We start from the raw sequence: 26612 nt of genomic DNA on the forward strand, positions 1-26612 counted from the left end.
AGAAGCGCAATGCAGCGTTGGTGCATGGATGGCTAAACCAATACACTGGGGTCATTCCCAAACATCACCCCAGTAATGATGCCACATAAATACAACGACAAGAAACGTCACCACATCTTCAAAGCAAAATACACGGTTCTGTCGAATTAAGGCGTTGTCAGGTAACATGCTGTTTTTTGTTATGTTGCCTATTTATGTCTCTGATCTGAAACGCCTTCTGTCGCTTGCATTACCCTACCGATGTTATCGTTCAGTGCGTTCGCTGGTATCTGGCTTATGCCCTCAGCCTGCGCAATCTCGAAGAAATGATGGCTGAACGCGTATTGCTGTTGACCATTCCACGCTTCATCGGTAAGCGTACAGCGAAGGCCGTATTGACTGAGGTCGCGTAAGTTATTCTGTTGGCAATCTTATACGCCACGGCAGCAGCTCACAGACCCGGTTTAGCGGTCAGTCGGCGATCACATTCAGCACATGACGGAGATAATGCTCGGGATCGACGCCATTCAGGCGACATGTCCCCAGCAAGCTGTACAGCAACGCCCCTCGCTCACCTCCGTGATCCGAGCCGAAGAACAGGAAGTTCTTGCGCACCAGACTCACCATCCGCAAGGCATTCTCTGCGATGTTGTTATCCACCTCGGCCCAACCGTCCTCGGCATAATACGTCAGCGCTGCCCATTGGTTCAGCGCATAGGCGAACGCCTTCGCCAGTTCTGAGTGCCTTGAGAGCGTTTTCACCCTTTCCCGCAACCAGCTTTCCAACCCGTTTAGCAACGGGGTTGCCCTTCGTTGTCGTTCCAACAGACGCAGCTCTGCTGACCACCCGCGCACCTTTGCCTCGAGGGCGTACAGTTCGTCGGCATGCAGCTTGCCGTTTGTCAGCACATACTGCCGCAGAGCCTCCTCCAGCGGGGACAGCAGCCGGCAAAACGCATCTACCCACCCGACCACACCGAACGACTCAGTTCCACACCCTGTCGGGTAACCGTCGATTGTTGAACCAGTCCACCCATGCCCGTGTCGCAAGTTCCACTTCTGCGTGTGTTTTCCAGCCCTTACGGTGTATTACCTCCGCTTTGTAAAGACCATTGATACTCTCGGCCAGGGCATTATTGTAAGAGTCGCCTGTGCTGCCTGTCGACGCTAGCACCTCCGCCTTCTGCAACCGTTCGGTATACGCCAGAGACACGTATTGGGAGCCTTTGTCCGAGTGATGGATTGTACCTGAGGGGCGAGGTGCCCACAGAGCCTGTTCCAGTGCATCTAGCACGAACCTTGCTTCCATCGACGATGAGACCCGCCAGCCAACGATCGCGCCTACGAACACATCGATAATGCGACACAACCTAAAATCATCAATCACGGTCAGGAACGGGTTATCAGGAAATGCGACAGAACCGAAATGGTTTTAACTTCCTATACGTCAAGGCTATTAATGCTTCTCAATACAATAATCAATCTAGAGTGATTAATAACTTGCTTTTTAGTATTTCCGATGCTAATGTAATTTAATATCTAACGAAGTAAAAAACTTAAGGTTAGATGAAAGATGAAGCTATTATTACGGAATTTATATATGTTAGAATTTGAATTTTAATTGCCACATATAATAAACACACTTTTCCCACTAAAAAACCATGGAGCTCTTAATGAAAAAAGCTATTATAAGCGCATTTTTCTTTTTGATCATATCAAGCAGCAGTGCATATGCTAAAAAACCTGGAGGATGGACCTCTGGTAATGCAGGACATCAACTCGGTTGTCTAATAATTAGTATTCTAGGTATGTCTGGGTGTGAGAAACCGAGAATAGCTCTGCCAGATGCTAAATAGGGGCTGTCAAAAATATTCGACAAAGCATAGAGTGGCCTAACTCGGGACGTAAAAATTTTGTTACCTGACGACTCATTAATGCGACATAAACCGTAATTTTTAGCTCAGATAAATATGGAGATTTTAATAATGACAACCACATTTACAAGATTTACTGGTGACAATGCTGCGATGCTGTTGATTGATCATCAGATTGGGACTATGGGATGGGTAAAATCTATCCATTTTAATGTGATGAAGCAAAATGCACTGCTGCTTGCAAATGCAGCTAGCATACTAAAAATGCCTACTGTACTAACATCTAGTATGGAAGATAATGTACAAGGGCCTTTATTATCTGAACTTGCTAATATTCTTCCTGACAGCTTTAAAGCTCGAATTAAACGCCTTGGCGTTGTCAATGCGATGGATGATGTTAATTTTGCAACCGCTGTCGAAACCACTGGTCGAAAAAGACTGATTATTGCGGGTGTAACTAACGATGTCTGTACGGTTTACCCTGCCTTGAGTCTAGTTAATGCAGGATTTGAAGTTCAAGTCGTCGCAGATGCAGGTGGTTCACCAAGCGCTATTGCAGATGATATAGCACTTCGTCGCATGGAACGTGCAGGGGTTACACTCACCACCACAAACCAGTTATTAGCTGAATTGGCAGGAGATTGGTCCACCCCAGAAGGTACCCAATTGGTTGAATTGCTGGTAGGCACATTACAATCCCCTGCTAAGTGATATAAAGGATAGTTATATGCAACTTTATTACACATCAGGTGCTTGTTCTCTTGCTCCACATATCATGTTTGAATGGCTAAAAACGCCATATACACTTATACTCGCAGACAAAAATGACCTGAAATTTAAAAAGTCCAGTCCTATGTTGGCAGTTCCAGCACTGGTTGTTAAGGATATGGGTACGCTTACACAATGTGGGGCTATTTTACGTTATCAAACGACCCTTCCTGGGGGCGATACTTTTGGGGCAAACCCCCAAGATCTCCGTGAGTGCTACGAGTTTGATCACTGGGAATGTTTTTTGACCGGTGATGTGCATCCAGCTTTCTTTCCATTTTTCAGTCCGCAGCGTTATACCACTGATGATCGAGAACAGGTTATAGCTTCTGTTCGAGCAGCAGCTATTCCACTGGTAGAAAAAGTTTTCAATGTGCTGGATCGGCATCTTTCGGATCATGATTATATAGTCGCTAATCGAATAAGTATTATAGATGCCTATGCCACTCCAATGTTTCGGTGGGCAAAAATAAGCTTACCCGATACATTTTCAAAATACCCACATGTGGCACGACATTATAATATGATGTGTAAAAACAAAGGGGTTCAATCGGCTATGATGCAACAAAATATCTTACAATAATATTTAAAATCATAGTTTTTATTAAAATTAACCGCCCCATTTTGGGGCGGTTTTTAATTGGGCAATGTGAGGGCTACAATATGGGGTTATCGGGTGGCGCAGGGGAACCTCCCCCCTACGTTCCCACAGAACTGTAGGTGACACGGCTCTGTCCCCTTAATGCGACAGAGCCGGATTATCTCCTTGTTACTGGTTTTTCATCTGGTTGCGAAGTTTATAATATATTGAAATGCTAAGGCTTACGTGGTCGCAGGCGATCCTGAGTCTGGCACCTCTGGTCCTGAGCGCGCCAATTTCCTGAATTAGAGAAGTATACCTATAGACACACGTCAGCGCCGACGACCCAACCAGATCACTTCAGGTTCCAGTGCTGGCGCCGCCAGGTCGAGTTTGCTCAATTGCCTGTCGATTTTATTGCGATTGAACCGAACAGCATCCAGGTCGTCAACAAAGGCCCGGATATCACCGACCGTTGCTGTATCATCCGCATTAACGATGGCCTCCAGAAACGCCAGCGTCTTATCAGTTGCATTCTCGGGGGGTGCTCAGGGCATGCCATGACCGCTGATACAAAATGGTGTTTTCAGCGTTGAGTCTTCATGAATGGCCTCAACACGAACGTCATGAAGCCAGTGATCAAAGAATTAGGAATGGCTGATTAAAGACCGTTGAAGTTTATAAGGTTCATAGGCGCGAAACTCATCGTGGCGCGGGCATAAAGCCCATTCAGACGCCGGATAGATTCATGCAAGCTAACAAAATCTTCAGTATTGGTATTACAAAAACGGGAGTGACCATAGATTCCTAACTATCAAGTCTTCCATTTCACGAGACAAGACAAAAAATAAGCGGCTACAAGGATCAGCAGCGCCAGCATCACGGCCAGCACTGTTGACCTTCTTCAGAAAAACCACGCTCACTAAGCAAGGCGTCCAAACTCCCCATGCCCCACACTCTCATCATGCTCCAAGCTATCGATGTAATCAGCGTACCATTGCATCATTTCCCGTCTGCTATCAAGATATTGGGCGTGATTGTAAGTACCCCGGATGCTGTTCTTGTCCACATGCGCTAACTGGAGCTCAATCCAGGCAGTGTTAAAGTCGTGGTCGTGGGCAACAGTACTGAACACATGCCGAAACCCGTGTGCTGTCGTGTAGTCGTGCCAGCCCCGTTGTTGCAAGAAGTCATTGATGCACTTGCGATCGCGTGGGCGGTCAGGCCGACTTACGGAAGGGAACAGGTAGGATGAACCGCGAGCGGCGGTAAGCGTTTTGATTTGCGTCAGTATCGCCAGTGCCTGTCGGGAGAGAGGAACAACATGGGGTCTTCGCATCTTCATTCTCTCTTTGGGGATCTCCCATACGGCTCGGTCGAGGTCAATTTCATGCCACTCCCCCAAGCGTAGCTCACTGGAGCGTAGGGCAGTGAGTATCAGCAAGCGCGTTGCCAAGGCCATCAGGCTTTCTGCCTGGGACAAGTCATGCATGAAGGCGGCAAGCTGAGTGTCCGTCAGTGCGCGGTTATTCTGGCGTTCGGGCGGCAGTAACACCGTGTTAAGGGTGGTCACTGGATTGCCGATAGCGCGCCCGGTCGCAATGGCATAATCAAATATCTGGGCACAGACCTGACGTGTTTTACGCAGAGCTTCAAGCTTGCCCTGCGCTTCGATGGTTCGCAGACAATCAAGTACTTCAAGTGGTCTAATGTCTGCAACAGGACGGTTGCCGATAGCAGGGTAAAGGTTATTCTCAATACGGGCCACCTGATCAGCGAGATAGCGTGGCGTCCACAGACGCGCCTTGTGGGTGAACCATTCCTGCGCAATCACTTTAAAGGTACAGGTTGTTGTGTCATGGTGCGCGCGTTTGCTGGCCTGTTTTTCGTGAGAGGGGTCTTTACCTGCGGCCAGTGTCCGACGAGCATCTTCACGACAGGAACGAGCCTGTGCTAATGTGACATCAGGGTAGACACCGATGGAAAGCTTTTTCTCCTTGCCAGCAAAACGGTATTTTAAACACCAGTACCTGGCACCGGATTTTTTGACCAAAAGGTAGAGTCCCTGAGCGTCAGTGAGCTTGTAATCTTTGTCGGCGGGTTTGGCGGTTTCGATTTGTCGTGCGGTTAATGGCATGGGTAGGGTCTCCTGATTTTAGCCCCCAAAATGGCCCCCAAAAGTTTATTGATTCCCGTTGACCTCCAGTCATGATAGTCGACTAAAAACAGGGAGACAAGCCAGTAAGTATAGGGTTTGATAGGGAGTAGAAAGAAGTCTGTTGAATCTGATTGACATCAACAGACCGGTTTCGGACCTCCCTGTGGGAGAGGGTTAGGGTGAGGGGTATGTAGATCGCTAATGTTAAAGCGCTTTCAGCATGGTGACTTCGCAGTCACCGTGGCCGGTATTACCCATGGCATAGCCGATATGCTCAAAACCAAGATGCTCATACAGACCGATCGCCTGCTGCAACGTGGCGGTGGTTTCCAGATAACAACGGCCGAATCCCTGTTGGCGGGCAAACTCCAGCGCCTGCAGCGCCAGGCGTTTTGCCAAACCTTTGCCACGCAGTACCGGTAGGAAATACATTTTCTGTAATTCGCAGACGTCGGCTTCCCCGCCTTGCAGAGGCGCAACGCCACCCCCACCGGCAATCTGACCGTCTATCTCCACCACCCAGTAGGCACTGCGCGGCTGGCTATAGAGTTGGAACAAGGCGTCCAGATTGGGATCGGAAACGGTATAACCCTTATCCGCCGTCAGGCCATGCTCGGCGGAGACTTCGCGAATGACGTGAGCAATCGCGGCGTTGTCCTCGGCCGTGATTGGGCGTACCAGAAGACGCACTGGGGTAGCTGTTGTCATGTTTTTACTCACCATCAAAGGGAACCTGAAGGGCCCCGGAATTTCGTTGTTATTACGGAATGCACCGCATCAATAATACTTTGTAATAACACTTAAGCCTGGCCCTTGGCAATGCCGATAAAAAAACAGCGGGGAAAAATCACCCGCTGTTTTTGATCGGTAGCTCGCAGATTACAGCGCGGCGATAGTCGCCTGCTGTTCCTGTAGCTTCAGCTTGCCTTCTTTGCAGGCTGCCAGACGTTCACGCTCTTTGGCCACTACCGCTTCCGGTGCGCGAGCCACAAAGCCTTCGTTGGACAGCTTGCCTTCGATAGACGCAATCTCACCATCCAGCTTGCCCATCTCTTTCGACAGGCGCGCGATTTCCGCATCCTTGTCGATAAAGCCAGCCATCGGGATCAGCAGTTCGGCACCGTCTACCAGCTTGGTGACCGAAACCGGGCCTTTCTCGCCTGCAGGCAGCAGGGTGATAGAGCTCAGGCGTGCCAGGCGTTCGATAAAGCTCTGGTTTTCCTGTACGCGGCGTTGGGCATCACCATTGGCGTTACGCAGCAGCACTTCCAGCTGTTTGCTTGGCGCGATGTTCATCTCGGCGCGGATGTTACGCACCGCGATGATCGCCTGCTTGATCCATTCCAGATCGTTCAATGCCTGCTGGTCTTCCAGCGCGGCGTCGAAGGCCGGGAACGGCTGCAGCATGATGGTGTCTGCGGTTTCACCGGTCAGAGGCTTGACGCGCTGCCAGATGGTTTCGGTGATAAATGGAATGATTGGGTGCGCCAGGCGCAGCAACGCTTCCAGCACGGTGATCAGCGTATTACGCGTGCCGCGCTGTTCCGCTTCGCTGCCGTTGATCACGACCGGTTTGGTCAATTCCAGATACCAGTCGCAGAACTGGTTCCAGGTGAATTCGTACAGGATGCCTGCCGCGATATCGAAGCGATAGGTGTCCAGCGCCTCACGGTAGGCTTTCACCGTGCGGTTGAATTCGGCCAGGATCCAGCGGTCGGCCAAGGAGAGCTGCATTTCGCCACCGTTGAAGCCGCAGTCGTGCGCTTCAGTGTTCATCAGTACAAAGCGGCTGGCGTTCCACAGCTTGTTACAGAAGTTGCGGTAGCCTTCCAGGCGCTTCATGTCCCAGTTGATGTCACGGCCAGTAGAGGCCAGTGCTGCCAGGGTGAAGCGCAGGGCGTCGGTGCCGTGCGGTTCGATGCCGTTCGGGAACTGCTTCTCGGTGCGCTTGCGGATTTTCTCTGCCAACTGCGGCTGCATCATGTTGCCGGTACGTTTCTCCAGCAGGTCTTCCAGCGAGATACCGTCAACCATATCCAGCGGATCGATGACGTTACCCTTCGACTTGGACATCTTCTGCCCTTCGTCGTCGCGGATCAGGCCGGTCATGTACACGGTCTTGAACGGAACCTGCGGTTTGCCGTTTTCATCTTTGACGAAGTGCATGGTCAGCATGATCATGCGGGCAATCCAGAAGAAGATGATGTCGAAGCCGCTGACCAGCACGCTGGTCGGGTGGAAGGTCTTCAGATCTGGAGTCTGCTCTGGCCAACCCAGGGTCGAGAAGGTCCACAGTCCGGAGGAGAACCAGGTATCCAGCACGTCTTCGTCCTGGTTCAGCGCCACGTCGGCACCCAAGTTGTTTTCGCGGCGCACTTCTTCTTCGGTGCGGCCAACGTACACTTTGCCTTCGGCGTCGTACCAGGCCGGGATGCGGTGGCCCCACCACAACTGACGGGAGATACACCAGTCCTGGATATCGCGCATCCAGCTGAAGTACATGTTTTCGTACTGCTTGGGCACGAACTGGATCTCACCTTGCTCAACCGCTTCCACCGCGACTTTCGCCAGCGGCGCGGTACGCACGTACCATTGGTCGGTCAGCATTGGCTCGATAACCACGCCGCCACGGTCGCCGTAAGGCACGGTCAGATCGTGAGGTTTGATCTCTTCCAGCAGGCCGAGTTCGTCAAAGGCGGCAACCACGGCTTTACGCGCAGCAAAGCGCTCCAGGCCACGGAACTGCTCTGGCAGCTCGCCGCTGTAGGCGGTGCTGGCTTCGCCCAGGGTATCGAACACCTCTGCCACTTCGAGGATGTCACCGTCGAAGCTCAGGATATTGATCATCGGCAGGCCGTGACGCTTACCCACCTCATAGTCGTTGAAGTCGTGCGCCGGGGTGATTTTCACGCAGCCGGTGCCTTTCTCCATATCGGCGTGCTCGTCACCCACGATGCGGATGCGGCGGCCCACCAATGGCAGAATGATCTCTTTGCCAATCAGATCCTTGTAGCGTGGATCTTCCGGGTTTACCGCTACGCCGGTATCACCCAGCACGGTTTCCGGACGGGTGGTGGCAACCACCAGGTAGTCTTTGCCTTCCGCCGTTTTTGCCCCATCGGCCAGCGGATAGCGCAGGTGCCACATGGAACCTTTGGACTCGCGGTTTTCCACTTCCAGATCGGAGATGGCGGTGCGCAGTTTTGGATCCCAGTTCACCAGGCGTTTGCCACGGTAGATCAGGTCTTCTTTGTACAGGCGGACAAACACTTCTTTCACCGCGTTGGACAGGCCTTCATCCATGGTGAAGCGCTCGCGCTCCCAATCCACGGAGTTGCCCAGACGGCGCATCTGGCGGGTGATGGTGCCGCCGGACTCGTCCTTCCACTGCCAGATTTTGTCGATAAACGCGTCGCGGCCATAATCATGGCGAGTTTTATTTTCTTCTGCGGCGATCTTGCGCTCAACCACCATCTGGGTCGCGATACCGGCATGGTCGGTACCGGCTTGCCACAGGGTATTTTTACCCTGCATGCGCTGGTAGCGGGTCATGGTGTCCATGATGGTCTGCTGGAACGCGTGGCCCATATGCAGGCTGCCGGTAACGTTCGGCGGCGGGATCATGATGCAGAAACTTTCCTGGCTGGTATCGCCATTCGGTTTGAAATAGCCCTGGCTTTCCCAGTGATCGTACAGCTTCTGTTCGATCTGGGTTGGGTCATAGGCGGTATCGAGATCGGTGTTGGTCTTTTCCATTTTTATTTCAAGGTTCAGTTAGTTGGCGGCGTGGCCGTGGTCAAATGGAAGCCGACGCTGCGATAGGCTTTGTAACGTTCGCGCGCCAACTGTTTCAAGGTGTCTTCGTAAGGGACGAAGTCTACCACTTCATGGAAAGCAGTAGCAAAATCTGCAAACTGCGGCAGCAGGGCGATCAGCAGATCGCGCGGGGCATTGCCGCGTTTACCTGGCCAGCACAGCTCGACCGGGGCGCCAAAGTTTGGCCCTTCGCCTGCCAGGTTGTGCGGTACAAATTGGTGTGGCTCACGTTGCCACAGGGCTTCGTCCAGCCGCTGGGCCTGCTCCTGGCTTTCACAGGCGATCAGCACCCGCTTGCCAGCGCGCCATCTTTCGGCGGCAACGGCACAGGCCACAGCCTCGTGTGCACTGAGCGCACCAGCGGGTTCTGCGTGTTCAAGAAGGTAGAACGTTGCCTGTTTCATGATTCAATTCACCGTGGCCAAAAAATGTAAGGGCACAGCGTGCTGTGCCCTCGGTGATTATACCTGAATTACCGCGCGGATTTAATCGTCGCCGTTTAGACCAGCACGATTGAGCAGGAACTGCGCCAGCAGGGCTACCGGGCGGCCAGTGGCCCCTTTGGCCTTGCCGGAGCGCCAGGCGGTACCGGCGATGTCCAGGTGCGCCCAGCTGTACTTGCGGGTAAAGCGTGAAAGGAAGCACGCGGCGGTGATGGCACCACCTGGGCGGCCGCCGATGTTGGCCATATCCGCAAAGTTGGAATCCAACTGCTCGTAATACTCGTCGGCCATCGGCAAGCGCCACGCACGGTCACCCGATTGCTCGGAAGCGCCGATCAGCTCGTGAGCCAGCGGGTTGTGGTTCGACATCAGGCCGGTGATGTGGTGGCCCAGTGCGATCACGCAGGCACCGGTCAGAGTGGCGATATCAATCACCAGCTCCGGCTCGAAACGTTCCACGTAGGTGAGGGTATCGCACAGCACCAGGCGGCCTTCGGCGTCGGTGTTCAGCACTTCTACCGTCTGGCCCGACATGGTGGTCAACACGTCGCCTGGGCGATAGGCACGTCCGCCGGGCATGTTTTCACAGCCAGCCAACACGCCGATCACGTTCAGCGGCAGGTTCAGTTCTGCCACCACACGCATGACGCCGTATACGGTAGCCGCACCGCACATGTCGTATTTCATCTCGTCCATGCCGTCGGCCGGTTTGATCGAGATGCCGCCGGAATCGAAGGTCAACCCTTTGCCTACCAGCACGATCGGCTTAGCGTCCGGGTTAGGATTTCCCTTATATTCCATCACCGACATCAGCGATTCATTTTGCGAACCGGCACCGACCGCCAGATAGGCGTTCATCCCCAGCTCTTTCATCTGCTGTTCGCCGATGACGCGGGTGGTGATGTGGGTGCTGAAGGCGTCTGCCAACTGACGTGCTTGTGAGGCCAGATAACCGGCGTTACAGATGTTTGGTGGCATATTGCCGAGATCTTTGGCGGCCTTGATGCCAGAAGCCACGGCCAGGCCGTGCTGGATTGCACGTTCACCGCTGGTCAGTTCGCGGCGGGTTGGCACGTTGAACACCATTTTACGCAGCGGGCGACGTGGCTCCACCTTGTTGCTCTTCAACTGATCGAAGGTGTAGAGCGTTTCTTTGGCAGTTTCTACCGCTTGGCGCACCTTCCAGTAAGTATTGCGGCCTTTGACGTGCAGCTCGGTCAGGAAGCAGACGGCCTCCATGGAACCGGTGTCGTTAAGGGTATTGATGGTTTTCTGGATCACCTGCTTGTACTGGCGTTCATCGAGCTCGCGCTCTTTGCCACAGCCAATCAGCAGGATGCGTTCGGAGAGAATGTTCGGCACATGGTGCAGCAGTAACGTCTGCCCGACTTTGCCTTCCAGTTCGCCCCGGCGCAGTAGTGCGCTGATATAACCATCACTGATTTTGTCGAGCTGTTCTGCGATAGGTGACAGGCGGCGTGGTTCGAAAACACCTACTACAATACAGGCGCTGCGCTGTTTTTCCGGGCTACCGCTTTTTACACTGAACTCCATGCACTCTCCTGAATCTTAAAGACAACGACGAAAGCTACGGCTAGAATGATCTGCTCCGCCAAGATCTTCCGTCATTGAGTTAACTAACTAGGTTAACCTGAACGGCGTAAACGTTCTGTTTTGGCTACTATAGGTCTGTTCCTATAGGAAGGCCAAACAGCTTGATGTTCTAATACTATTTTAGCTGTGAAGGTTGCCACATGATGAGAAAAAATGGCGGATTAGCGATGAAACTATCGATTTTCCTGCAAAAAGACAAGTTTTCACAGGCGTAATAAGCGTGATCATCATTAGATATCTGGTACGGGAAACGCTGAAGAGCCAAATTGCCATCCTGTTTATCCTGCTTCTGATCTTCTTTTGTCAGAACCTGGTCAGGGTGTTAGGTGATGCGGTAGACGGCAATATCCCGACAAATTTAGTCTTATCCCTGCTTGCATTGGGTGTGCCGAAGATGGCGCAGCTAATCTTGCCCTTAAGCCTGTTTCTTGGCCTCTTGATGACGCTTGGTCGGTTGTATACCGAAAGCGAAATCACCGTTATGCACGCCTGCGGTCTGGGGAAACGGACCCTGATCATTGCCGCTATGGTGTTGGCGATCTTTACCTCGGCGGTGGCTGCGGTAAACGTCTTCTGGGTCGGGCCATGGGCGGCCAGCCATCAGGACGAAGTGATTGCCGAAGCCAAAGCCAACCCCAGCATTGCCGGGCTGGCTGAAGGGCAGTTCCAGCCCTCACAGGATGGTAACGCTGTGCTGTTTGTCGGCAGCGTAAAGGGCAACACCTTCAACGACGTGTTCCTGGCGCAGCTGCGCCCGAACGGTAACCAACGCCCTTCGGTGGTGGTGGCCGAGCATGGAATGATCAATCAGGGCCGCGATGGCTCGCAGGTTGTCACGCTGGACAAAGGCACCCGGTTTGAAGGCACCGCGCTGCTGCGTGATTTCCGCATTACCGACTTCACCGACTATAAAGCGGTTATCGGCCATCAGTCGGTCACTATCGATAATACCCAGTCCGAGCAGATGTCGATGCGCACGTTGTGGGAATCGAATGAACCGGATGCGCGCGCCGAATTCCACTGGCGTCTGACGCTGGTGGTTTCCGTGGTGCTGATGGCGCTGCTGGTGGTGCCGCTTAGCGTGGTCAACCCGCGCCAAGGCCGAGTGCTGAGCATGTTGCCAGCGATGCTGCTGTATCTGATCTTCTTCCTGCTGCAGACCTCGCTGCGTTCCAATGCCGGTAAGGGCAAGCTGGATCCGTTGGTGTGGATGTGGCTGGTGAACCTGGCGTACTTCGCGATTGCTCTGGCACTTAACCTGTGGGATACCGTGCCGATGCGCAAACTGCGTGCACGCCTGAGAGGAGCGGCCTGATGTTTGGTGTACTGGACCGTTATATCGGTAAAACGATTTTCAACACCATCATGATGACGCTGTTCATGCTGGTTTCGCTTTCCGGCATCATCAAGTTTGTCGATCAACTGCGTAAAGTCGGGCAGGGTGAATACTCGGCGCTGGGCGCGGGGGTCTATACCCTGCTCAGCGTGCCAAAGGATATTGAGATCTTCTTCCCGATGGCGGCGCTGCTAGGGGCATTGCTCGGTTTGGGCACCCTGGCTACGCGTAGCGAACTGGTGGTGATGCAAGCTTCTGGCTTCACTCGGCTGCAGATTGCTGGGTCGGTGATGAAAACCGCTATTCCGCTGGTCTTGCTGACGATGGCAATCGGCGAATGGGTGGCACCGCAGGGCGAACAGATGGCGCGTAACTACCGTGCGCAGCAAATGTACGGTGGCTCGCTGCTCTCTACCAAGAGCGGCCTGTGGGCGAAGGACGGCAACGACTTTATCTACATCGAACGGGTGGCAGGTGAAAAAGAGCTGGCTGGCGTCAACATTTACCACTTCAACGATCAGCGCCGGTTAGAGACGGTTCGCTATGCCGGTACCGCAGATTTTGAAGACGGCGCGTGGCAGCTTTCGCAGGTGGATACTTCCGATCTGACCAATCCGAATCAGGTCACCAGTACCCAGACGCTGACCGGGGTGTGGAAAACCAACCTGACCCCGGACAAGCTGGGCGTGGTGGCGTTGGATCCGGATTCGCTTTCCATCAGCGGCTTGCACAACTATGTGAAATACCTCAAGCAGAGTGGCCAGGAGGCCAGCCGTTACCAGCTGAATATGTGGAGCAAGATCTTCTCGCCGCTGTCGGTGGCGGTGATGATGCTGATGGCGCTGTCGTTTATCTTTGGCCCACTGCGTAGCGTGCCGATGGGCGTGAGAGTGGTGATCGGTATCAGCTTCGGCTTCCTGTTCTACGTGCTGGATCAGATCTTCGGCCCGCTGAGCATGGTGTACAGCATGCCGCCAATTCTGGGTGCCCTGTTGCCAAGCTTGCTGTTCCTGTTGATCAGCCTTGTTTTGCTGCTGAAGCGGAAATAGTCAGGCCCAATAGACTGGGCCTGTATGCAAATCAAAGCCGCGATGTGTTAGTCACCGCAGCAGAGGAAAGACGGGTGGGAGAGATCCTGCCCGTTTTTCGCTTAGAGTGCAGAGGCGCTAGAAGGGAACAGTGCAAAGGCTTCGCGGCAATCGTAAGGCTCTTCGGATCCATTACGGTTATCCAGCACTTCAAACTCTGCGGCACCGTTGTTCGCAGCCTCCAACAGCAGATCCGCCAGGGATACCGGGCCAGGTCCCATCAGGATCTGGGCATAAGAAGGTGCGGCAGGGATTGTTGCCGAGGCTTTGCTAGCCAACTGTGGTGAGCTGTCAAACACGGTGTTATCGAGCACAATATTTCTTAATGGCAGATCCTGGCCATCAGAGCTGAAGCCGCGTAAGGTGACCCGAACGTTATCTCCGTTATAAATGGAGTCTGGCGTATCCACATAGTGGTAATTCTTGATGGTGACATCTTGAATATCGGGGTAGGCCTGGCCGGTTTTTTTGCTGTAATAGGTATCTATGGTCAGCGCTTCCTGAGCGCGGCGGATGCAAATGCCATCATAGTTGATGTTCCTCACCTCTCCTCCAACGCTCATATCGGTTTTGATACGCACGCCGACGGCAAAGTCAGCATCATGGCCGTCAATGCTCATATCCCGAATCTCCACGTCTTTGACCGCGCAGTCGGTTTCACTGCCGATTGACATGCCATGGGTGAAGTAGAGGCGGTTATGCAGAATTTTGACGTTGCTGACGGTGTAAATAGGCAACTGCCCTGCATACTTTTCGGCAATCGGTGGGACACAGGCATTGCTGCTATGGGCTTTGATGGCAATACCGTCATCACCGGTACTGATGTGGTTATAGGCAATCAGGACATTCTGCGATTGGCCAGGATCGATCGCGTCGGTGTTCTTGGTCGTATCCGGGGTAAAGCAGGTGCTTGCCCGGGTATAGTTAGGGGAACCCGATGTCGCAGGGGTTGTCCCTTTCGGGCAATCATAGCCTGGAACCGTATAGGCCAGTGAAGGCGTTAACACCTTCACGCCCCAGACGACCACTCCATTGACCCCACTGGGGACAAAGTGGAATTTGGGTGCATTCTGTAAGGTGATCTTATACAGCGTGAAGTTCTGGCTGGTCGGCTTGGCGGAATTCTTGTTGGTGACCTGAATTAGCCGCGGGTTGTTCTGATTGGCGCCGGAAACGGTTTTGGTTAATGCGCCTACATCCCACCAGGTCAGGATATCGGCATATTTTCCGCTGGTGAGCACTGCTCCCCCTCGTCCGTCGATAATACCTTCACCAATCACGCCGCTGTTTATCGCATCGGTGGCGGTAATCAATGCGTTACAGCCATTATCGGCACTGGCGGTTTCGCCGCAGTTATTCTTACCGGCAATCTGGTAATCCACCGGGCTACGTGAGGCAAACAGGGTGATCCCTTGATCTACCCAGAGCGTGACGCCACTTTTTAGCGTAAGTGGGCCGCTCAAGAACGCATTCTCTTCGTTACTGCCAGCGACCAGTTTAACGGCACCGGTGTTGCAGGCGTCGATCGCGGCTTGAATACGTTGGGTATCGGGTTGGGAATCATTCACGTCAGCATCAATGGCTTCATCCAGTAGCCCTTTGGCATTCTGGTTCAGTTCGGCTGAGAGTGTTTGGCAGACTTCAGGTATTACTGGTTCTTTCCCGGCCAATTCGGGATCGTTAAGGGCTGAGGCTGGCCAGGCACCACTGCGGTCAGCGACAGGTTTCTCAGTTTCAGGGGGAACAACGGGTTTAACTGGCTCAACAGGAGAGGCGATACTACCATCCGAGTTATCACAACCCGTCAGGGCCAGCAGAAAAATCGCCATAGCTGATAATGACTTGATATTTCTTTGCATGATTTATCCCTAATAATGAAACAGCGTTCCGAAATTAGATATTGTCTTGCAAAATACGTTGCCGCAACTGTTACATGACAGGATTATGCGGTATCAAATCATTAGCCTGCATATACCTCTATTCAGCATGCCGCCGATCTTGGGGCGTTGCTTTCAGGCCTGTTGCTAAACAGAAATAACGGTTGCTTCCACCTCTTTGTTGAACAGGCCCAATTTGTTCATAGTCAGTGGGGCAGTTTTTCAAATGCCCAAAACTAACAGGTCGATGGCCGCAACCAGCTCATCACGCAGATGGGCTGCATTGGTAACTAGGCAATCTGCATTAAGATTTTTGACATCCGTAGTCGTCAGTAAACTAGTAAGGATCACGTAATCTTGTTGATCCACAGACAAAACAGGAGTCAGTGCTTTGACCTGTGAGTTTGTTGCATGCTTTAAAGCCAAGGGCATGACCAAACGAGTGCTAAGGTGATCGAGTAAATCGGACTGAACAACGATAAAGAAAGGATAGGCTTTTTTGTTTTTAGATTGATTTTTATAAACAGAAAATTGTTTCATTACAGGACACCAAAGTCAGCATCATCAGAAAAAAGGCCGTTCTCCTCAACGAAGCCATTCAATGCTTCAAGACCAGCACGATTTTCCGCTAACCAACGTTCACGTTGCCCCTTCTTCACTGCGAGTTCTAATGCGTGGTTTAGTGTAGCCGATAAGTTTAGGTCTAATGCTTTAGCCTTTTCGATCAGGTCGACACTTAAGTACACGTTAGTATTGCGCTTTTTTATTACTGAAACGGTTCCCATGGCACCTCCTGAGCATAATTTATGCGCATAACTATAGCGCATCAAAAAAAAAGCGCAACGTTGCCGCTGCGCTGTAGGAGGCTGAGATCTTACATCTGCGAGAAGATATTCATAATGACGCCACCGCCGATGATCAGCGCCATGGCGAAGATGGCAGGGAGATCCGGTTTCTGCTTGTAGAGCAGCATGGAAACGAAGGTCACCCCGACGATGCCAAAGCCGCACCACAACGAGTAGGCGACGCCCACCGGGATAAACCCCATCGCCTTGGTCAGGGCAAAATAGCACAGGCAGTAAGCGCTAATCACCAGCACCGAAGGCCCCAGCTTTTTAAAGTTGTTGGTTTTTTTGATCATCGAGGTCCCGGTGATTTCTGAACCAATCGACAGTGCCAGCCACAAGAAGCCAATGTTAAACATAGTTGATACCCTTATTCTTCGGAGGAGCCCATTTTGGAAAAGAGGTTCATGATCACGATGCCGCTGGCAATCACGATCATGCCGATAATGGCTGGCATATCAGGGTGCTGGCCGTAAAACAGCATGCCCAGGCTTGAGACCAGTAGAATCCCGGTGCCTGACCAGGTGGCGTAAGCCAGGCCGACAGGAATGTATTTCACCGCGTTGGATAACGAGTAATAACAAACGCAGTACAACACGACGATCAAGCCGAGTAATAACGTCTTGGTGGTACCTTCGCTGTTATCAAACATTTTTAAGGTTGAGGTGGCCGAGGTCTCGGAGAAGATGACCAATAACATCCATACCCATGCTTTTGCCTTGGTAGACATAGAGTTCGCTCCTGATTAATAATTATTGATATAAAGTGAAATTTTGAAGCTTGGTTATTTTTTCCCTCGGCTATATTCCAATGCCAAATCGGTCAGCTTGGCTCCCGGTGGTGAACGACCATTGAGCCGCTTGAGTTCGCTAAGCGTTACGTAGGCTTGTGGCGGCGCTGCCAAAGGCTCCGTGGCTGCGGGCTGGGCCGATAGCATCCGATCCAACGTACAGATCTCAATGCCCTGTACCGCCAGCTTTGGCAGATAATCTGCCTGAGGGGCGTTTTCCCCTGCGCGGCTCAGGCCTTTCAGCTGATTTAATTCGCTGTTCGGGTTGCAGTTATAATCCAGTGCCATAATTGGCCTACCGCTCATCCGGGCCAGATGAATAAACCGCGCAGCCTCAGACTGCAATAAACCGTTGGCCACTTCTGCCGCCGTCGCGAAATCGAGAAAAGGGATTAATACTCGCGCAATATTATCCAGCGCGCCGGTTTGACTGATTTCCGCCAGCGAAGTGATTGGCCCTAGTTGGCTCCAATCTGTTTCTGCGTGAAACTGCCGGGCATTACCGCTAAACAGGAGCACCGGCGAGAACGCCTGGCAGTGCTGCAAGCGCGCGCGGATAATTTCGTGGTAACCATCCGCTGCGGTTAACAACACCAACGCCCGTGGCCGCATCCGTGAGAGCACTTCACTGACCAACTTATCGATGATTTCACGCTGCATCATATTTGCCGCCTTAGGGAACGATAACCACGTTGTCACCGGAAGCCAGCCCGGCGGCGTTGGCTTCATCGGTATCAATGTGCAGTTCCAGAGCAAAACTGGCTTTGATCCGCACGATGACTTCGTCAAAGATCAGCCCACGCACGCCTGCCGCTTTCACCCGCACCTTCTGCCCGTTCTGCACGCCCAACCTGGCGGCATCCTGCGGGTTCATATGGATATGGCGCTGGGCACAAATCACCTGTGAATGCAGCGAAACGTAGCCCGCCGGGCCAGCCAGCATGGCGTCACCGGAGGCGTTCAGATTGCCGGATTCGCGTACCGGAGCCTTCAGCCCCAGGGTAAAGCAGTCCGCCTTGGAGATTTCCAACTGAGTACATTCGCGCGCAGGCCCCAGCACCCGCACCTTGGAGAGCGAGCCTTTTGGGCCGACGATCATCACGCACTCTTTCGCGGCGAACTGCCCAGGCTGGCGTAGCTCTTTGCATGGCGTTAGCCGATAGCCCGCACCAAACAGCTTTTCAATATCCTGCTGCGACAGATGGACATGCCGGTTAGAGACCCCAACCGGGATGGCGATGCCGGTGGGAGAAGCATAGTTCTCTGCCAGGTTATGGCGGATCCTTTCCAGTAACGACTCATTAAACATACTGTTATTCCTACCCGATCTCAGAAGCTGTACGGTTATTTAGACTCTTTCTTGCCGCCGGTGCGTGCGGGTTTGTTGTCGGCAACAGGGACTTCGACTACCGGCGCTGCGGCCTCTGCCTGCGGGGCGGCCACTTCTGCTACTGGCGCAGGCGTTTCTTGCTGTACTTTGGCCGCTGGCGGCGTAAGCTCCTTGCCTTTCAGCCCTGTCAGCAGCGCGACAACCTGTTTTTCCGGGCGGGCAATCACCAACTGGCCTTTGATAAACGCCGGTTGTTTGATCACTGCCACACCGTTGTCGATGGCGGTTTTCACCGCGCTGATTTCCCCGGCAAAGAACACGCTAACCAGGCCGGAACCAATCTTCTTGTATCCCAGCACCGTTACCGCAGCGGATTTACAGGCTGCATCGGCCGCGTGGATCGCGGCGGTCAGGCCATAGGTTTCAATCACTCCCAGGCTTAAGTTCATCTCCATCTCCTTAGTGCCTTACCAGGCGGATATCAAAGTCAAAGCGCTGGAAAAAAGCCGCCAGTTGGTCCAGTTCTTCATTGCTGTAACTTGGGTCGTCTTTGACCGGATAGATCATGTCGAGCCGCTGGTATTTGTTTTTACCCAACTGGTGATAAGGCAAAACGTCGATGCGGCTGATATTGCCTTTGCGTGCCAGGGCCATGACATAGTCAATGGCACCGGTGATGGCATCGTAAGAATCGTTATAGCCGCGTACCAAAGGCATGCGCACCACGATATGGCTGCCCAGTTCCACCAGGCGCTCCAGGTTTCTTTTTACGCCCTCGTTGCCGACGCCAAACAACGCTTTATGCCGTGCGCTATCGATATGCTTGATATCGAACAGGAACATATCGGTGCAGGTCGCCAGCTTTTCATAATTGGCTAAAGTGGTGGTGCCATTGGTTTCGATGGCGGTGTTGATCATCTGTTTTTTGCATTCGGTCAGCAGCGCGGCTGCAAAGTCGGTTTGCAGGCTCAGCTCGCCACCGCCCAGGGTGACGCCACCGCCAGAGGCATGATAGAAATCGACGTCCTGCAGGATGATATCCATCAACTCCTGCACCGTGACGTCCTTGCCCATGATGTCCAGCGCGCCGGAGATGCAGACTTCTTCGCATTTGCGGCAACCGATGCAGTCTATGTTGCGATCGAGGTGGTGCTTGAGATCGCCTTGTGCGTTTTGGCGCTGGGAATGGATCCCCACCGGGCAGACATCAACACATTGCCCACAGTCAACGCACAAATCATGTGAATACATCACCTGGAAATTGCTGGTGAGCCCCTCGGGGTTGGCGCACCAGGCGCAGAGGATGTTACAACCTTTGAAAAAAATCAGGGTGCGAATACCGTCTCCGTCATAGATCGAGTATTTCTGGATATTGAATATCCGGCCCTTTTTCTCCAGCGTGTTATCCATACTATTTTCCCCTTTCTTCGAAGGCTGATGGGATAAGACGTCCCTGTCTTATCCAAGGCTAAGGTCAGAACTTCTCAATGACCGTACGGCTTATGATCTCGTCCTGAACTTCTTTGCATAGCTCGACGAAGTAGGCGCTGTAACCGGCTACGCGGACGATCAGGTCGCGATATTTTTCTGGTTCCACCTGCGCCTGTTTCAGCACTTCGTTATCCACGTAGCTGAACTGCATCTGGCCGTTGCCCAGAATGGACGCGGTACGCAGCAGGGTGATCAGCCCGTTCTTGCCTTCCGGGGTATCGAGCAGCCCTTTGAGGAACTTGAAGTTGTGCACCATGCCGATGTTCATGGTTTCCACGTTCATCTTGCTGACGGACTTGATGATGGCGGTTGGGCCCTGCTTGTCCGCACCCTGCGTCGGGCTGATCCCGTCGGAGAGCGGCATCCAGGCCAGGCGCCCGTTTGGCGTTGCGGCGGTCAGTTCACCGATCGGCGTGTTGTTGGAAATCGACAGGGTGCCGTGGCTCAGCGTGGAGTAGAGCATCTTGTACTTGCGGCACTCGCGCTCGGTCCACTCGGTGATGTCCAGCGCGTACTGATCGACCGTGTCATCGTCATTGCCGTACTTCGGCGCGTTCAGACAGTCGCGGCGCAGCTGTTCAAAGCCTTCAAAGTTGGCCAGCAGTGCGTCACGGATCTGCTCCAGGGTGTATTTACCATCCTGATATACCAGCTTGCGGATCGCGGCCATGGAGTCGACATAGGTCGCCAGGCCGGAGAAGATCAGCCCTGGGCCGTGGTTGATCACTGCGCCACCGGCGGCTACGTCTTTACCCTGTTCCATACAGCCTTCCACCAGCAGCGACATCAGTGGTTTTGGTGCCACGTCGCGGTGGACACGCTGGCTGATCACGGTGCCAATAGCCGACAGTTTGACGATGTGCGCGATCTGCGCCTTCACCGCATTGTCGAACTCTTCGTAGGTTTTCAGGGTACTCAGCTCACCGGTATCCAAGCCTTGATAGCTGTCGAACAGCACCATGCGGCCACGGTTGAGCACGAACTCGATGGCAATCGGCCATTGGGTATAGCCGGTGGAGGTCCACTGATAGATGCGGCCGGATTTTTGCGGCTCTACACAACCCATCAGGCAGTAGTCGCGCGCGTCTTCAAAGTCGAAGCCCTTGCGCAGCATCATCTTGATGTGCGAATCATCAAAGTGGCAGGCCGGGAAGCCCATACCCGCTTTCACCACGTCGACGATCTTCTCCATGTACTTCTGCGGTGACTGGTTATGGATACGGCAGGCCAGCGACGGCTGGTACACTTTGACAAAGCGTACGGCGTCCATGATCAGATAGGTCAGGTCGTTACAGGCATCGCCACCGCTGCGTTTCTGCCCGCCGATGGTCAGGTTGATAAACGGCTGGTAACCGGCGAAGTACTTGGCGCCCAGTTCGCTGGACATCCACATCAGTTCGGCACACTTGATGATGAAGGCCTGCAACAGTTCCAGCGCCTGTTCCTGCGTCAGGCGGCCAGAGGCGATATCGGCCTGGTACATCGGGTAGCAATACTGATCCAGACGGCCCAGCGACAGCCCGGTCTGGTTCTCTTCCACTTCAAACAGCGACTCCACCGTCCAGATGCTTTGCAGCGCTTCTTGCAGGGTCTTCGGTGGGTTGGCTGGGACGTTCTCGTTGGTTTCTGCGATGGTCAGCAGCTCGGCACGGCGTGCCGGGTCTTGCTCTACTGCTGCCAGTTCACGGGCCTTGTCGGCGATGCGCTTGGCGTAGGCCACCACGCCGTCACAGGTCTCAATGGCCGCTTTGTAGAAGTAGATCTTGTCGATATCTGCCGGGTTTTCCATGCTCAGCGCCGCGAGGTGCTGCTGGGCATCGGCCTTGATGCCGTTCATCCCTTTGGTGAACAGCAGGATGTCGTAGCCTGGGCAGGTGTCGCCGCCGCCGTTAATCTGGTGGTAGGAAAGATCGCTGACAAAGGTTTCGCCGCTGAAGGCCCAAACGCCCGCTTCGCGGTACTGTGCTTCACAGATCTCATCGAGCGAACGGCCTTCCCAGAATGGCACGATCTCTTCACGGATCGTCTTCTTGTCGGCCTCGGAGATAATAAATGGATCCTGCGGACGGGTGCCCATGGTGTCCAGTTCGTCACGCACCCAGCGCCAGGCGATATCCGGTGAGAACGCCCCGGCACGCGGTTTGCCGCACGGATGGCCGACGATCAGCTCATCTTGCTGGATCAGGATCGGCGCGGTTTCACAGGCGGCACGGAAAGACTTGGCGCGCAGCAGAATGGTTGGCAGACCCGGGTTGTTTTTTGCCATCTCGGTAAAGGTGATGGCGCGATAGATAGAGACGCTAGGGCGAGCATCGAGGTAGTTGTCACGCAGGCGTTGCAGGCGCGGCGTCAGCCCTTCCATCAGTTTGTGAGTTGCCACGTCTTGCTCCGAGGCTGCCACGAACGGGGCCGATGGCGCAGTGTACTGCGGGCGAGCACCTGCCTGGCCAGCAAACAGTTTTACCTGCAGGTTGTTGTTGAGCGTCATCAGATTGCTGCGGGCTGCCAGCAACATAGCGGACAGATCGTTGATCACCAATGCCGGATCGTCGAGGCGCACGCCGTGCAGCATGGCGTCAAACATCGGGTAGCCATCCAGCTCACGTGGTGCGCGCACTTCGGAAAGCTCGCACAGCTTCAGCCATAGGCACTCGACGATTTCATAAGCCTGCTCCGGCGTCAGCACGCCACGGGTGACGTCTTGCTGATAGAAGCTGTACAGCAGCTTGTCGAAGCCGCCTGGATAAACCGCGTAGCTGCCGTTTTCCAGATGCAGCGCCAACTGGAAGAAGTAGAACGACTGGCAAGCCTCTTTAAAGCTGCTGGCCCCGTAAGCCGGGACTTTTTTCATCATGGCAGCCGCTTCCTGCAGCTCCGCCTTGCGGTACGGATGGTTTTCTACCGCCGCCATGTTTTCGGCCTTGCTGGCCAGTTTCTGCGCCAGATGCATCGCCGCATTGCAGGCGTAGATCATGGCGCGGCATTGGTTGACCTCGTCCAGCCCGGAACGGCTGACGGCGCTGCCGATGCTTCTGGCACGGTCTTCCATTTCGGCCTCGATGGCGAACAGCCCTTTGGTGATCACCGCCAGATAGTCCGGTGAGGTCTGGCCAAAGGCGGTGAAGGCCGAAGGACTGCGCAGTTCGCTTTCGCTGTGGAACACGGCGGCGCGCGGGGTGGAGGATTGGCTGCCGATGATCAGCTCATCGGGGCCGATGTAGCCGGGCAGTTGCTTGACCAGCTCATTGAACAGCTTGGCATTCTTGACCAACTGCGGCATGCCGGCCACATCGCCACCCAGCGTTTCCAGAATGGCGGCACGTTCGGTGCTGATGGTGCTGTTTTGGGATAAGAGTCTTTCTGCCAGCAGTTTTACGCGTGGCGTCAGTGAATAATGGGCCATGTTCAAATCTCTCCTGATGTCCTGCGGCTTTCACACAAATTGGCAAAATCCGTTGACTGTAATGAGTGCGTTATTGAAGCTGTACCGGGCCGCCGCTGTAGGCGAGGCGGTACAGTTTCTCCAAATCTGCCGCGTTAACGTCGCGCGGGTTGGTTGGCGTGCAACTGTCGTGCAACGCCTGCGTGGCCAGTTCGCCAAGGCAAACCTGGAAGCGGTGTTCCTCCACCCCTGCGGCTTGCAGATTGGCCGGTAGCTGCATTTCCTGTTTCAGCGTTTCGATCGCCACCAGCAGGCTATTGACGCCATCGCGTACCGAGGTGCTTGGCAGCCCCAACAGGCGCGCCAGAGCGGCATATTTGTGCGCGGCCGGGGTGTCGCAGTTGCCGTCAACGTCGGCATTGAAGGCGACCACCGAGGTCATCAGCAGCGCATTGGCTCGGCCATGCGGTATACCAAACATGCCGCCGAGGGCGTGCGCCAGGCTGTGGGTAATGCCCAACGATGCGTTGGTGAATGCCATTCCAGCCATGCATGAAGCGTTATGCATTTTTTCCCGTGCAGGCAGATTGCTGCCCTGTTGGTAGCAAGTCAGCAGGTGGCCGAATACCATCTGCACCACTTTTTCGGCCATCGCATCGCTGAAGTCGCTGGCCTTGCGGGAGACATAGGCCTCCAGGGCGTGGCACAGCACATCCATCCCGGTATCGGCGGTAATACTGGCCGGCACCGACTTCACTAGCTGAGGATCGAGGATGGCGATGTCGGGCAGCATGAACTCGTCCACCAACACCAGCTTTTGGCTGCGGGACTTGATCACCGAGAAGCTGGTGACTTCGGAACCGGTGCCGCTGGTGGTGGGGATGGCGACAAAACAAGGCTTGCTACGGCCGCTGTCTTTACGGCAATGCCACAGCGCATACATCACCGCCTTGGCTGCATCGATGACCGAGCCGCCGCCCAAGGCAATCACCAGATCCGGGTAGTCGTCATCCATCAGCTTCATGCCGCTGACGATGGCGGAAATATCCGGGTCTGAGGCCACCTCGTCATACTGACGGCAGCGGATCTGTTGCTGTTGGAGCAGGCTGGTTACCCGCTCGGCCAAGCCAAACTTCACCATCGCCTGATCGGTGACCAAAAACGCCGAGCGTCCAGGCAAGCTGCTCAGCGCGAGCAGCGCATCCTCACCGAAATGGATTTTTGGCTTAATCAGAAACTCATTCATGCCTACTTCCTCTTACTCTTAACGCTCCCGGTGAACCTTCTCGACAATGGCAACGATCGACATGGCCTTGTAGCGGTCTTTACTCAGTGCGAAATACTCTTCCACCAACACCAGATCGTTTTCACCGGCACCGACGCTATCGACGGCAACGTAGGTGCGATCTTTGATGGCTTCCAGGTCGTCACCCAGCGCCGTGACCAGTAGCAGGTTACTGCCGCGTAGTTCGTCACTTTTCTGTGTGGCCACCACATGGCCGGTTACCTTTGCGAGGATCATGTTTTCACCCTTGTTTGATGTGTTACCGGGACAGGCGTCCAAGCACTTCAGTAATGATCCGTTCGACGTTTTCTTCGGTGATGTCATTGGCTGCGGCGTTAACCACTGCGCGGGTGACCGCCCCGAAACGATCGTCGCCCTGGGCATACAGCGGTGCCGGTGCGGCCTGCGGGGTTACCGCCGCCGTTGGAGCTGCAAAGCGGTTATCGTCGAAGATGCTGGTGCTATGGTTGATTGGCGCGCTGCACGGCTGAGCTGCGGGTTGTGGTTGGCGCAGATCCTCGATGCTACGAACGCCATAGCCGACTTTACGTACGTTCAGCAGGTTCATCGGGCCGACGTTGTCCGAGCTGGAGCCGCCACCAACGGCACCGCAACCGAGCGTTAACGCAGGTATAAGATTCGTGGTTGCGCCAATGCCTCCAAGCGCGGCGGGCGTATTGATCAGGATGCGGTGCACCGGTTTTTGCAGCGCAAACTCGCGGATCACCTGCTGGTTCTGGGTGTGGATGACCAGCGTATGCCCCAGGCCTTCGTTGGTGAGCAACTCCACCACGCGGTCACAGGCGCTCATCCAGTCTTCTTCGATGTACAGCCCCAGCACCGGGCAGAGTTTTTCACGGGCGTAAGGGTTTTTACGCGAGACGCTGTTTTGCAATGAAATCAGCACTCTGGTGGTCGCAGGTACGCAGAACCCGGCGCGTTCGCTGAGGTAGATGGCGGTTTTGCCCACCACTTCAGGATTAATCATGCCGTTCGGGCGTAACAGGATATTGGCCAGGCGGGCAGATTCATCGTCGTTCATGAAGTAGCAGCCCTGAGCCAGCAGCTCGCGGTGTACATCCTGATAGATGCACTTTTCCACGATGATCGACTGCTCAGAGGCGCAGATCACGCCATTATCGAAGGTCTTGCTGGTGATGATGTCTTTCACCGCCTGCTGGATATTGGCGCTGCGTTCGATAAACGCCGGGCCGTTGCCTGGGCCACCGCTGATGGTTGGCGTGCCGGAGCTATAGGCCGCACGAACCATGCCTTCGCCGCCAGTAGCCAGGATCAGCGCGACGTCTTTGCTGTGCATCAGAGCTTTGGTGGCTTCCAGCGTCAGCTGGGTCAGGCCGTCAACGATACCTGCTGGGGCACCGGCCTGAAGCGCAGCCTGCTTGACGATTTCAATCGCCCGCTGGCTGCACTGGCGCGCATTAGGGTGCGGGGAGAAAATAATGGCGTTCCCGGCCTTCAGCGCGATCAGCGTTTTATAGAAAATAGTTGAGGTTGGGTTGGTGGACGGCACCAGGGCAGTAATAACCCCTAACGGGACGCCCACGTCCATCACTTTATTCTGCTGGTCGTCACGAATAATACCGACGGTTTTTAAATCCTTAATATGCTCAAAAACTTTTTCAGAGGCGAAAATGTTTTTTAACACCTTGTCTTGCCAATTGCCGAAGCCGGTTTCTTCATGGGCCATCTTCGCCAATTCTTCGGCATGCCTGGCCGCTTCGCTGGCAATATGTTTAATAATGCCGTCGATCTTTTCCTGTGAATATTTGGCAAACAGCAATTGTGCCTGTTTGGCATTTTTAATCAGCGTGCGAGCCTGCTGAATGGATTGTAAATCCGGATCTAATGTGGTCATTAGTCTATTCCCCTGAATAGGAGTTTAATTTTTTACTTGCTGCAATCGGGTAGAGTACTTATCTGCCACCGCCGGTGATC

At 54.0% G+C, this 26612-nt stretch carries 23 protein-coding genes and 3 pseudogenes; 6 read left to right on the forward strand and 20 right to left on the reverse strand.

Annotation, left to right across the window (positions count from 1 at the left end; genetic code table 11):
* Window positions 1–224: 224 nt before the first annotated feature.
* Window positions 225–352, forward strand: a pseudogene (locus KGP21_RS03650) (IS6 family transposase); the annotation flags it as partial.
* 98 nt (window positions 353–450) lie between these two features.
* Here the strand turns inward: KGP21_RS03650 and KGP21_RS03655 are convergent.
* Window positions 451–1001: pseudogene (locus KGP21_RS03655) on the reverse strand (transposase); the annotation flags it as partial.
* Window positions 965–1339, reverse strand: a pseudogene (locus KGP21_RS03660) (DDE-type integrase/transposase/recombinase); the annotation flags it as partial. The pseudogenes KGP21_RS03655 and KGP21_RS03660, both read right to left, overlap by 37 nt.
* A gap of 313 nt (window positions 1340–1652) precedes the next feature.
* Between KGP21_RS03660 and KGP21_RS03665 the strand changes: the two are divergent.
* From KGP21_RS03665 to KGP21_RS03675, 3 genes are all read left to right on the forward strand, one after another.
* A complete protein-coding gene (locus tag KGP21_RS03665; RefSeq protein ID WP_223497916.1) occupies window positions 1653–1835 on the forward strand; it encodes a hypothetical protein in 183 nt (60 codons plus the stop codon).
* Window positions 1836–1964: 129 nt separating this feature from the next.
* Window positions 1965–2564 (forward strand): isochorismatase family protein, encoded by a 600-nt coding sequence (locus KGP21_RS03670; RefSeq protein WP_223497915.1) that lies wholly within the window; start codon window positions 1965–1967, stop codon window positions 2562–2564.
* Between the two features lie 16 nt (window positions 2565–2580).
* The gene (locus KGP21_RS03675; RefSeq protein ID WP_223497914.1) at window positions 2581–3204 is read left to right on the forward strand and encodes a glutathione S-transferase family protein; all 624 of its coding nucleotides are present in this window, start codon (window positions 2581–2583) and stop codon (window positions 3202–3204) included.
* Window positions 3205–4123: 919 nt separating this feature from the next.
* Here KGP21_RS03675 and KGP21_RS03680 read toward each other — a convergent pair.
* From KGP21_RS03680 to pepA, 5 genes are all read right to left on the reverse strand, one after another.
* Window positions 4124–5338: an integrase arm-type DNA-binding domain-containing protein gene (locus KGP21_RS03680; protein ID WP_223497913.1), complete on the reverse strand. Its 1215-nt coding sequence runs from the start codon at window positions 5336–5338 to the stop codon at window positions 4124–4126.
* Between the two features lie 225 nt (window positions 5339–5563).
* On the reverse strand, window positions 5564–6067 hold the full coding sequence (locus KGP21_RS03685) for a GNAT family N-acetyltransferase (protein ID WP_037376601.1): 504 nt from the start codon (window positions 6065–6067) through the stop codon (window positions 5564–5566).
* 171 nt (window positions 6068–6238) lie between these two features.
* A complete protein-coding gene (locus KGP21_RS03690) occupies window positions 6239–9115 on the reverse strand; it encodes a valine--tRNA ligase (protein ID WP_059199580.1) in 2877 nt (958 codons plus the stop codon).
* Between the two features lie 14 nt (window positions 9116–9129).
* The gene (locus KGP21_RS03695) at window positions 9130–9579 is read right to left on the reverse strand and encodes a DNA polymerase III subunit chi (protein WP_021179113.1); all 450 of its coding nucleotides are present in this window, start codon (window positions 9577–9579) and stop codon (window positions 9130–9132) included.
* A gap of 81 nt (window positions 9580–9660) precedes the next feature.
* Window positions 9661–11172, reverse strand: a complete 1512-nt coding sequence (gene pepA, locus KGP21_RS03700; protein ID WP_021179114.1) for a leucyl aminopeptidase — start codon at window positions 11170–11172, stop codon at window positions 9661–9663.
* 280 nt (window positions 11173–11452) lie between these two features.
* Between pepA and lptF the strand changes: the two genes are divergently transcribed.
* Window positions 11453–12547, forward strand: a complete 1095-nt coding sequence (lptF, locus tag KGP21_RS03705; RefSeq protein WP_021807814.1) for an LPS export ABC transporter permease LptF — start codon at window positions 11453–11455, stop codon at window positions 12545–12547.
* Entirely contained in the window at window positions 12547–13617 is a 1071-nt protein-coding gene (lptG, locus tag KGP21_RS03710) for an LPS export ABC transporter permease LptG (RefSeq protein WP_021807815.1), read from the forward strand. The genes lptF and lptG overlap by 1 nt, the downstream gene beginning before the upstream one ends.
* Window positions 13618–13718: 101 nt before the next feature.
* Here lptG and KGP21_RS03715 read toward each other — a convergent pair whose 3' ends face one another.
* From KGP21_RS03715 to KGP21_RS03775, 13 genes are all read right to left on the reverse strand, one after another.
* Window positions 13719–15515: a glycoside hydrolase family 28 protein gene (locus KGP21_RS03715; protein WP_223537235.1), complete on the reverse strand. Its 1797-nt coding sequence runs from the start codon at window positions 15513–15515 to the stop codon at window positions 13719–13721.
* Between the two features lie 240 nt (window positions 15516–15755).
* Window positions 15756–16073 carry a CcdB family protein gene (locus KGP21_RS03720; protein WP_024486364.1) on the reverse strand — a complete coding sequence of 106 codons (318 nt, stop codon included), beginning with the start codon at window positions 16071–16073 and terminating at the stop codon, window positions 15756–15758.
* Window positions 16073–16318 (reverse strand): type II toxin-antitoxin system CcdA family antitoxin, encoded by a 246-nt coding sequence (locus KGP21_RS03725; RefSeq protein WP_218519922.1) that lies wholly within the window; start codon window positions 16316–16318, stop codon window positions 16073–16075. Before KGP21_RS03725 ends, KGP21_RS03720 begins: the two co-directional genes overlap by 1 nt.
* Window positions 16319–16407: 89 nt before the next feature.
* Entirely contained in the window at window positions 16408–16737 is a 330-nt protein-coding gene (locus KGP21_RS03730) for a multidrug efflux SMR transporter (protein ID WP_021179117.1), read from the reverse strand.
* 11 nt (window positions 16738–16748) lie between these two features.
* A complete protein-coding gene (locus KGP21_RS03735) occupies window positions 16749–17108 on the reverse strand; it encodes a multidrug efflux SMR transporter (protein ID WP_021179118.1) in 360 nt (119 codons plus the stop codon).
* A 54-nt stretch (window positions 17109–17162) separates the two neighbouring features.
* The gene (locus KGP21_RS03740) at window positions 17163–17831 is read right to left on the reverse strand and encodes a hypothetical protein (RefSeq protein ID WP_223537237.1); all 669 of its coding nucleotides are present in this window, start codon (window positions 17829–17831) and stop codon (window positions 17163–17165) included.
* A gap of 10 nt (window positions 17832–17841) precedes the next feature.
* Window positions 17842–18477: a phosphate propanoyltransferase gene (locus KGP21_RS03745; RefSeq protein ID WP_094982215.1), complete on the reverse strand. Its 636-nt coding sequence runs from the start codon at window positions 18475–18477 to the stop codon at window positions 17842–17844.
* Window positions 18478–18512: 35 nt separating this feature from the next.
* A complete protein-coding gene (locus tag KGP21_RS03750; RefSeq protein ID WP_223537240.1) occupies window positions 18513–18947 on the reverse strand; it encodes a BMC domain-containing protein in 435 nt (144 codons plus the stop codon).
* 10 nt (window positions 18948–18957) lie between these two features.
* Window positions 18958–19908, reverse strand: a complete 951-nt coding sequence (cutD, locus tag KGP21_RS03755) for a choline TMA-lyase-activating enzyme (protein ID WP_021807820.1) — start codon at window positions 19906–19908, stop codon at window positions 18958–18960.
* A gap of 64 nt (window positions 19909–19972) precedes the next feature.
* Window positions 19973–23392, reverse strand: coding sequence for a choline trimethylamine-lyase (gene cutC / locus KGP21_RS03760; protein WP_223537243.1), 3420 nt, complete (start codon window positions 23390–23392; stop codon window positions 19973–19975).
* 70 nt (window positions 23393–23462) lie between these two features.
* The gene (locus KGP21_RS03765; RefSeq protein ID WP_021807822.1) at window positions 23463–24617 is read right to left on the reverse strand and encodes a 1-propanol dehydrogenase PduQ; all 1155 of its coding nucleotides are present in this window, start codon (window positions 24615–24617) and stop codon (window positions 23463–23465) included.
* An 18-nt stretch (window positions 24618–24635) separates the two neighbouring features.
* Entirely contained in the window at window positions 24636–24893 is a 258-nt protein-coding gene (locus KGP21_RS03770) for a EutN/CcmL family microcompartment protein (RefSeq protein ID WP_021179125.1), read from the reverse strand.
* A gap of 22 nt (window positions 24894–24915) precedes the next feature.
* Window positions 24916–26532, reverse strand: a complete 1617-nt coding sequence (locus tag KGP21_RS03775) for an acetaldehyde dehydrogenase (acetylating) (protein WP_209524039.1) — start codon at window positions 26530–26532, stop codon at window positions 24916–24918.
* Between the last annotated feature and the right edge of the window lie 80 nt (window positions 26533–26612).

It is taken from the genome of Serratia sp. JSRIV004 (assembly GCF_019968705.1).
GTDB classification, from domain to species: Bacteria; Pseudomonadota; Gammaproteobacteria; order Enterobacterales; family Enterobacteriaceae; genus Chania; species Chania fonticola_B.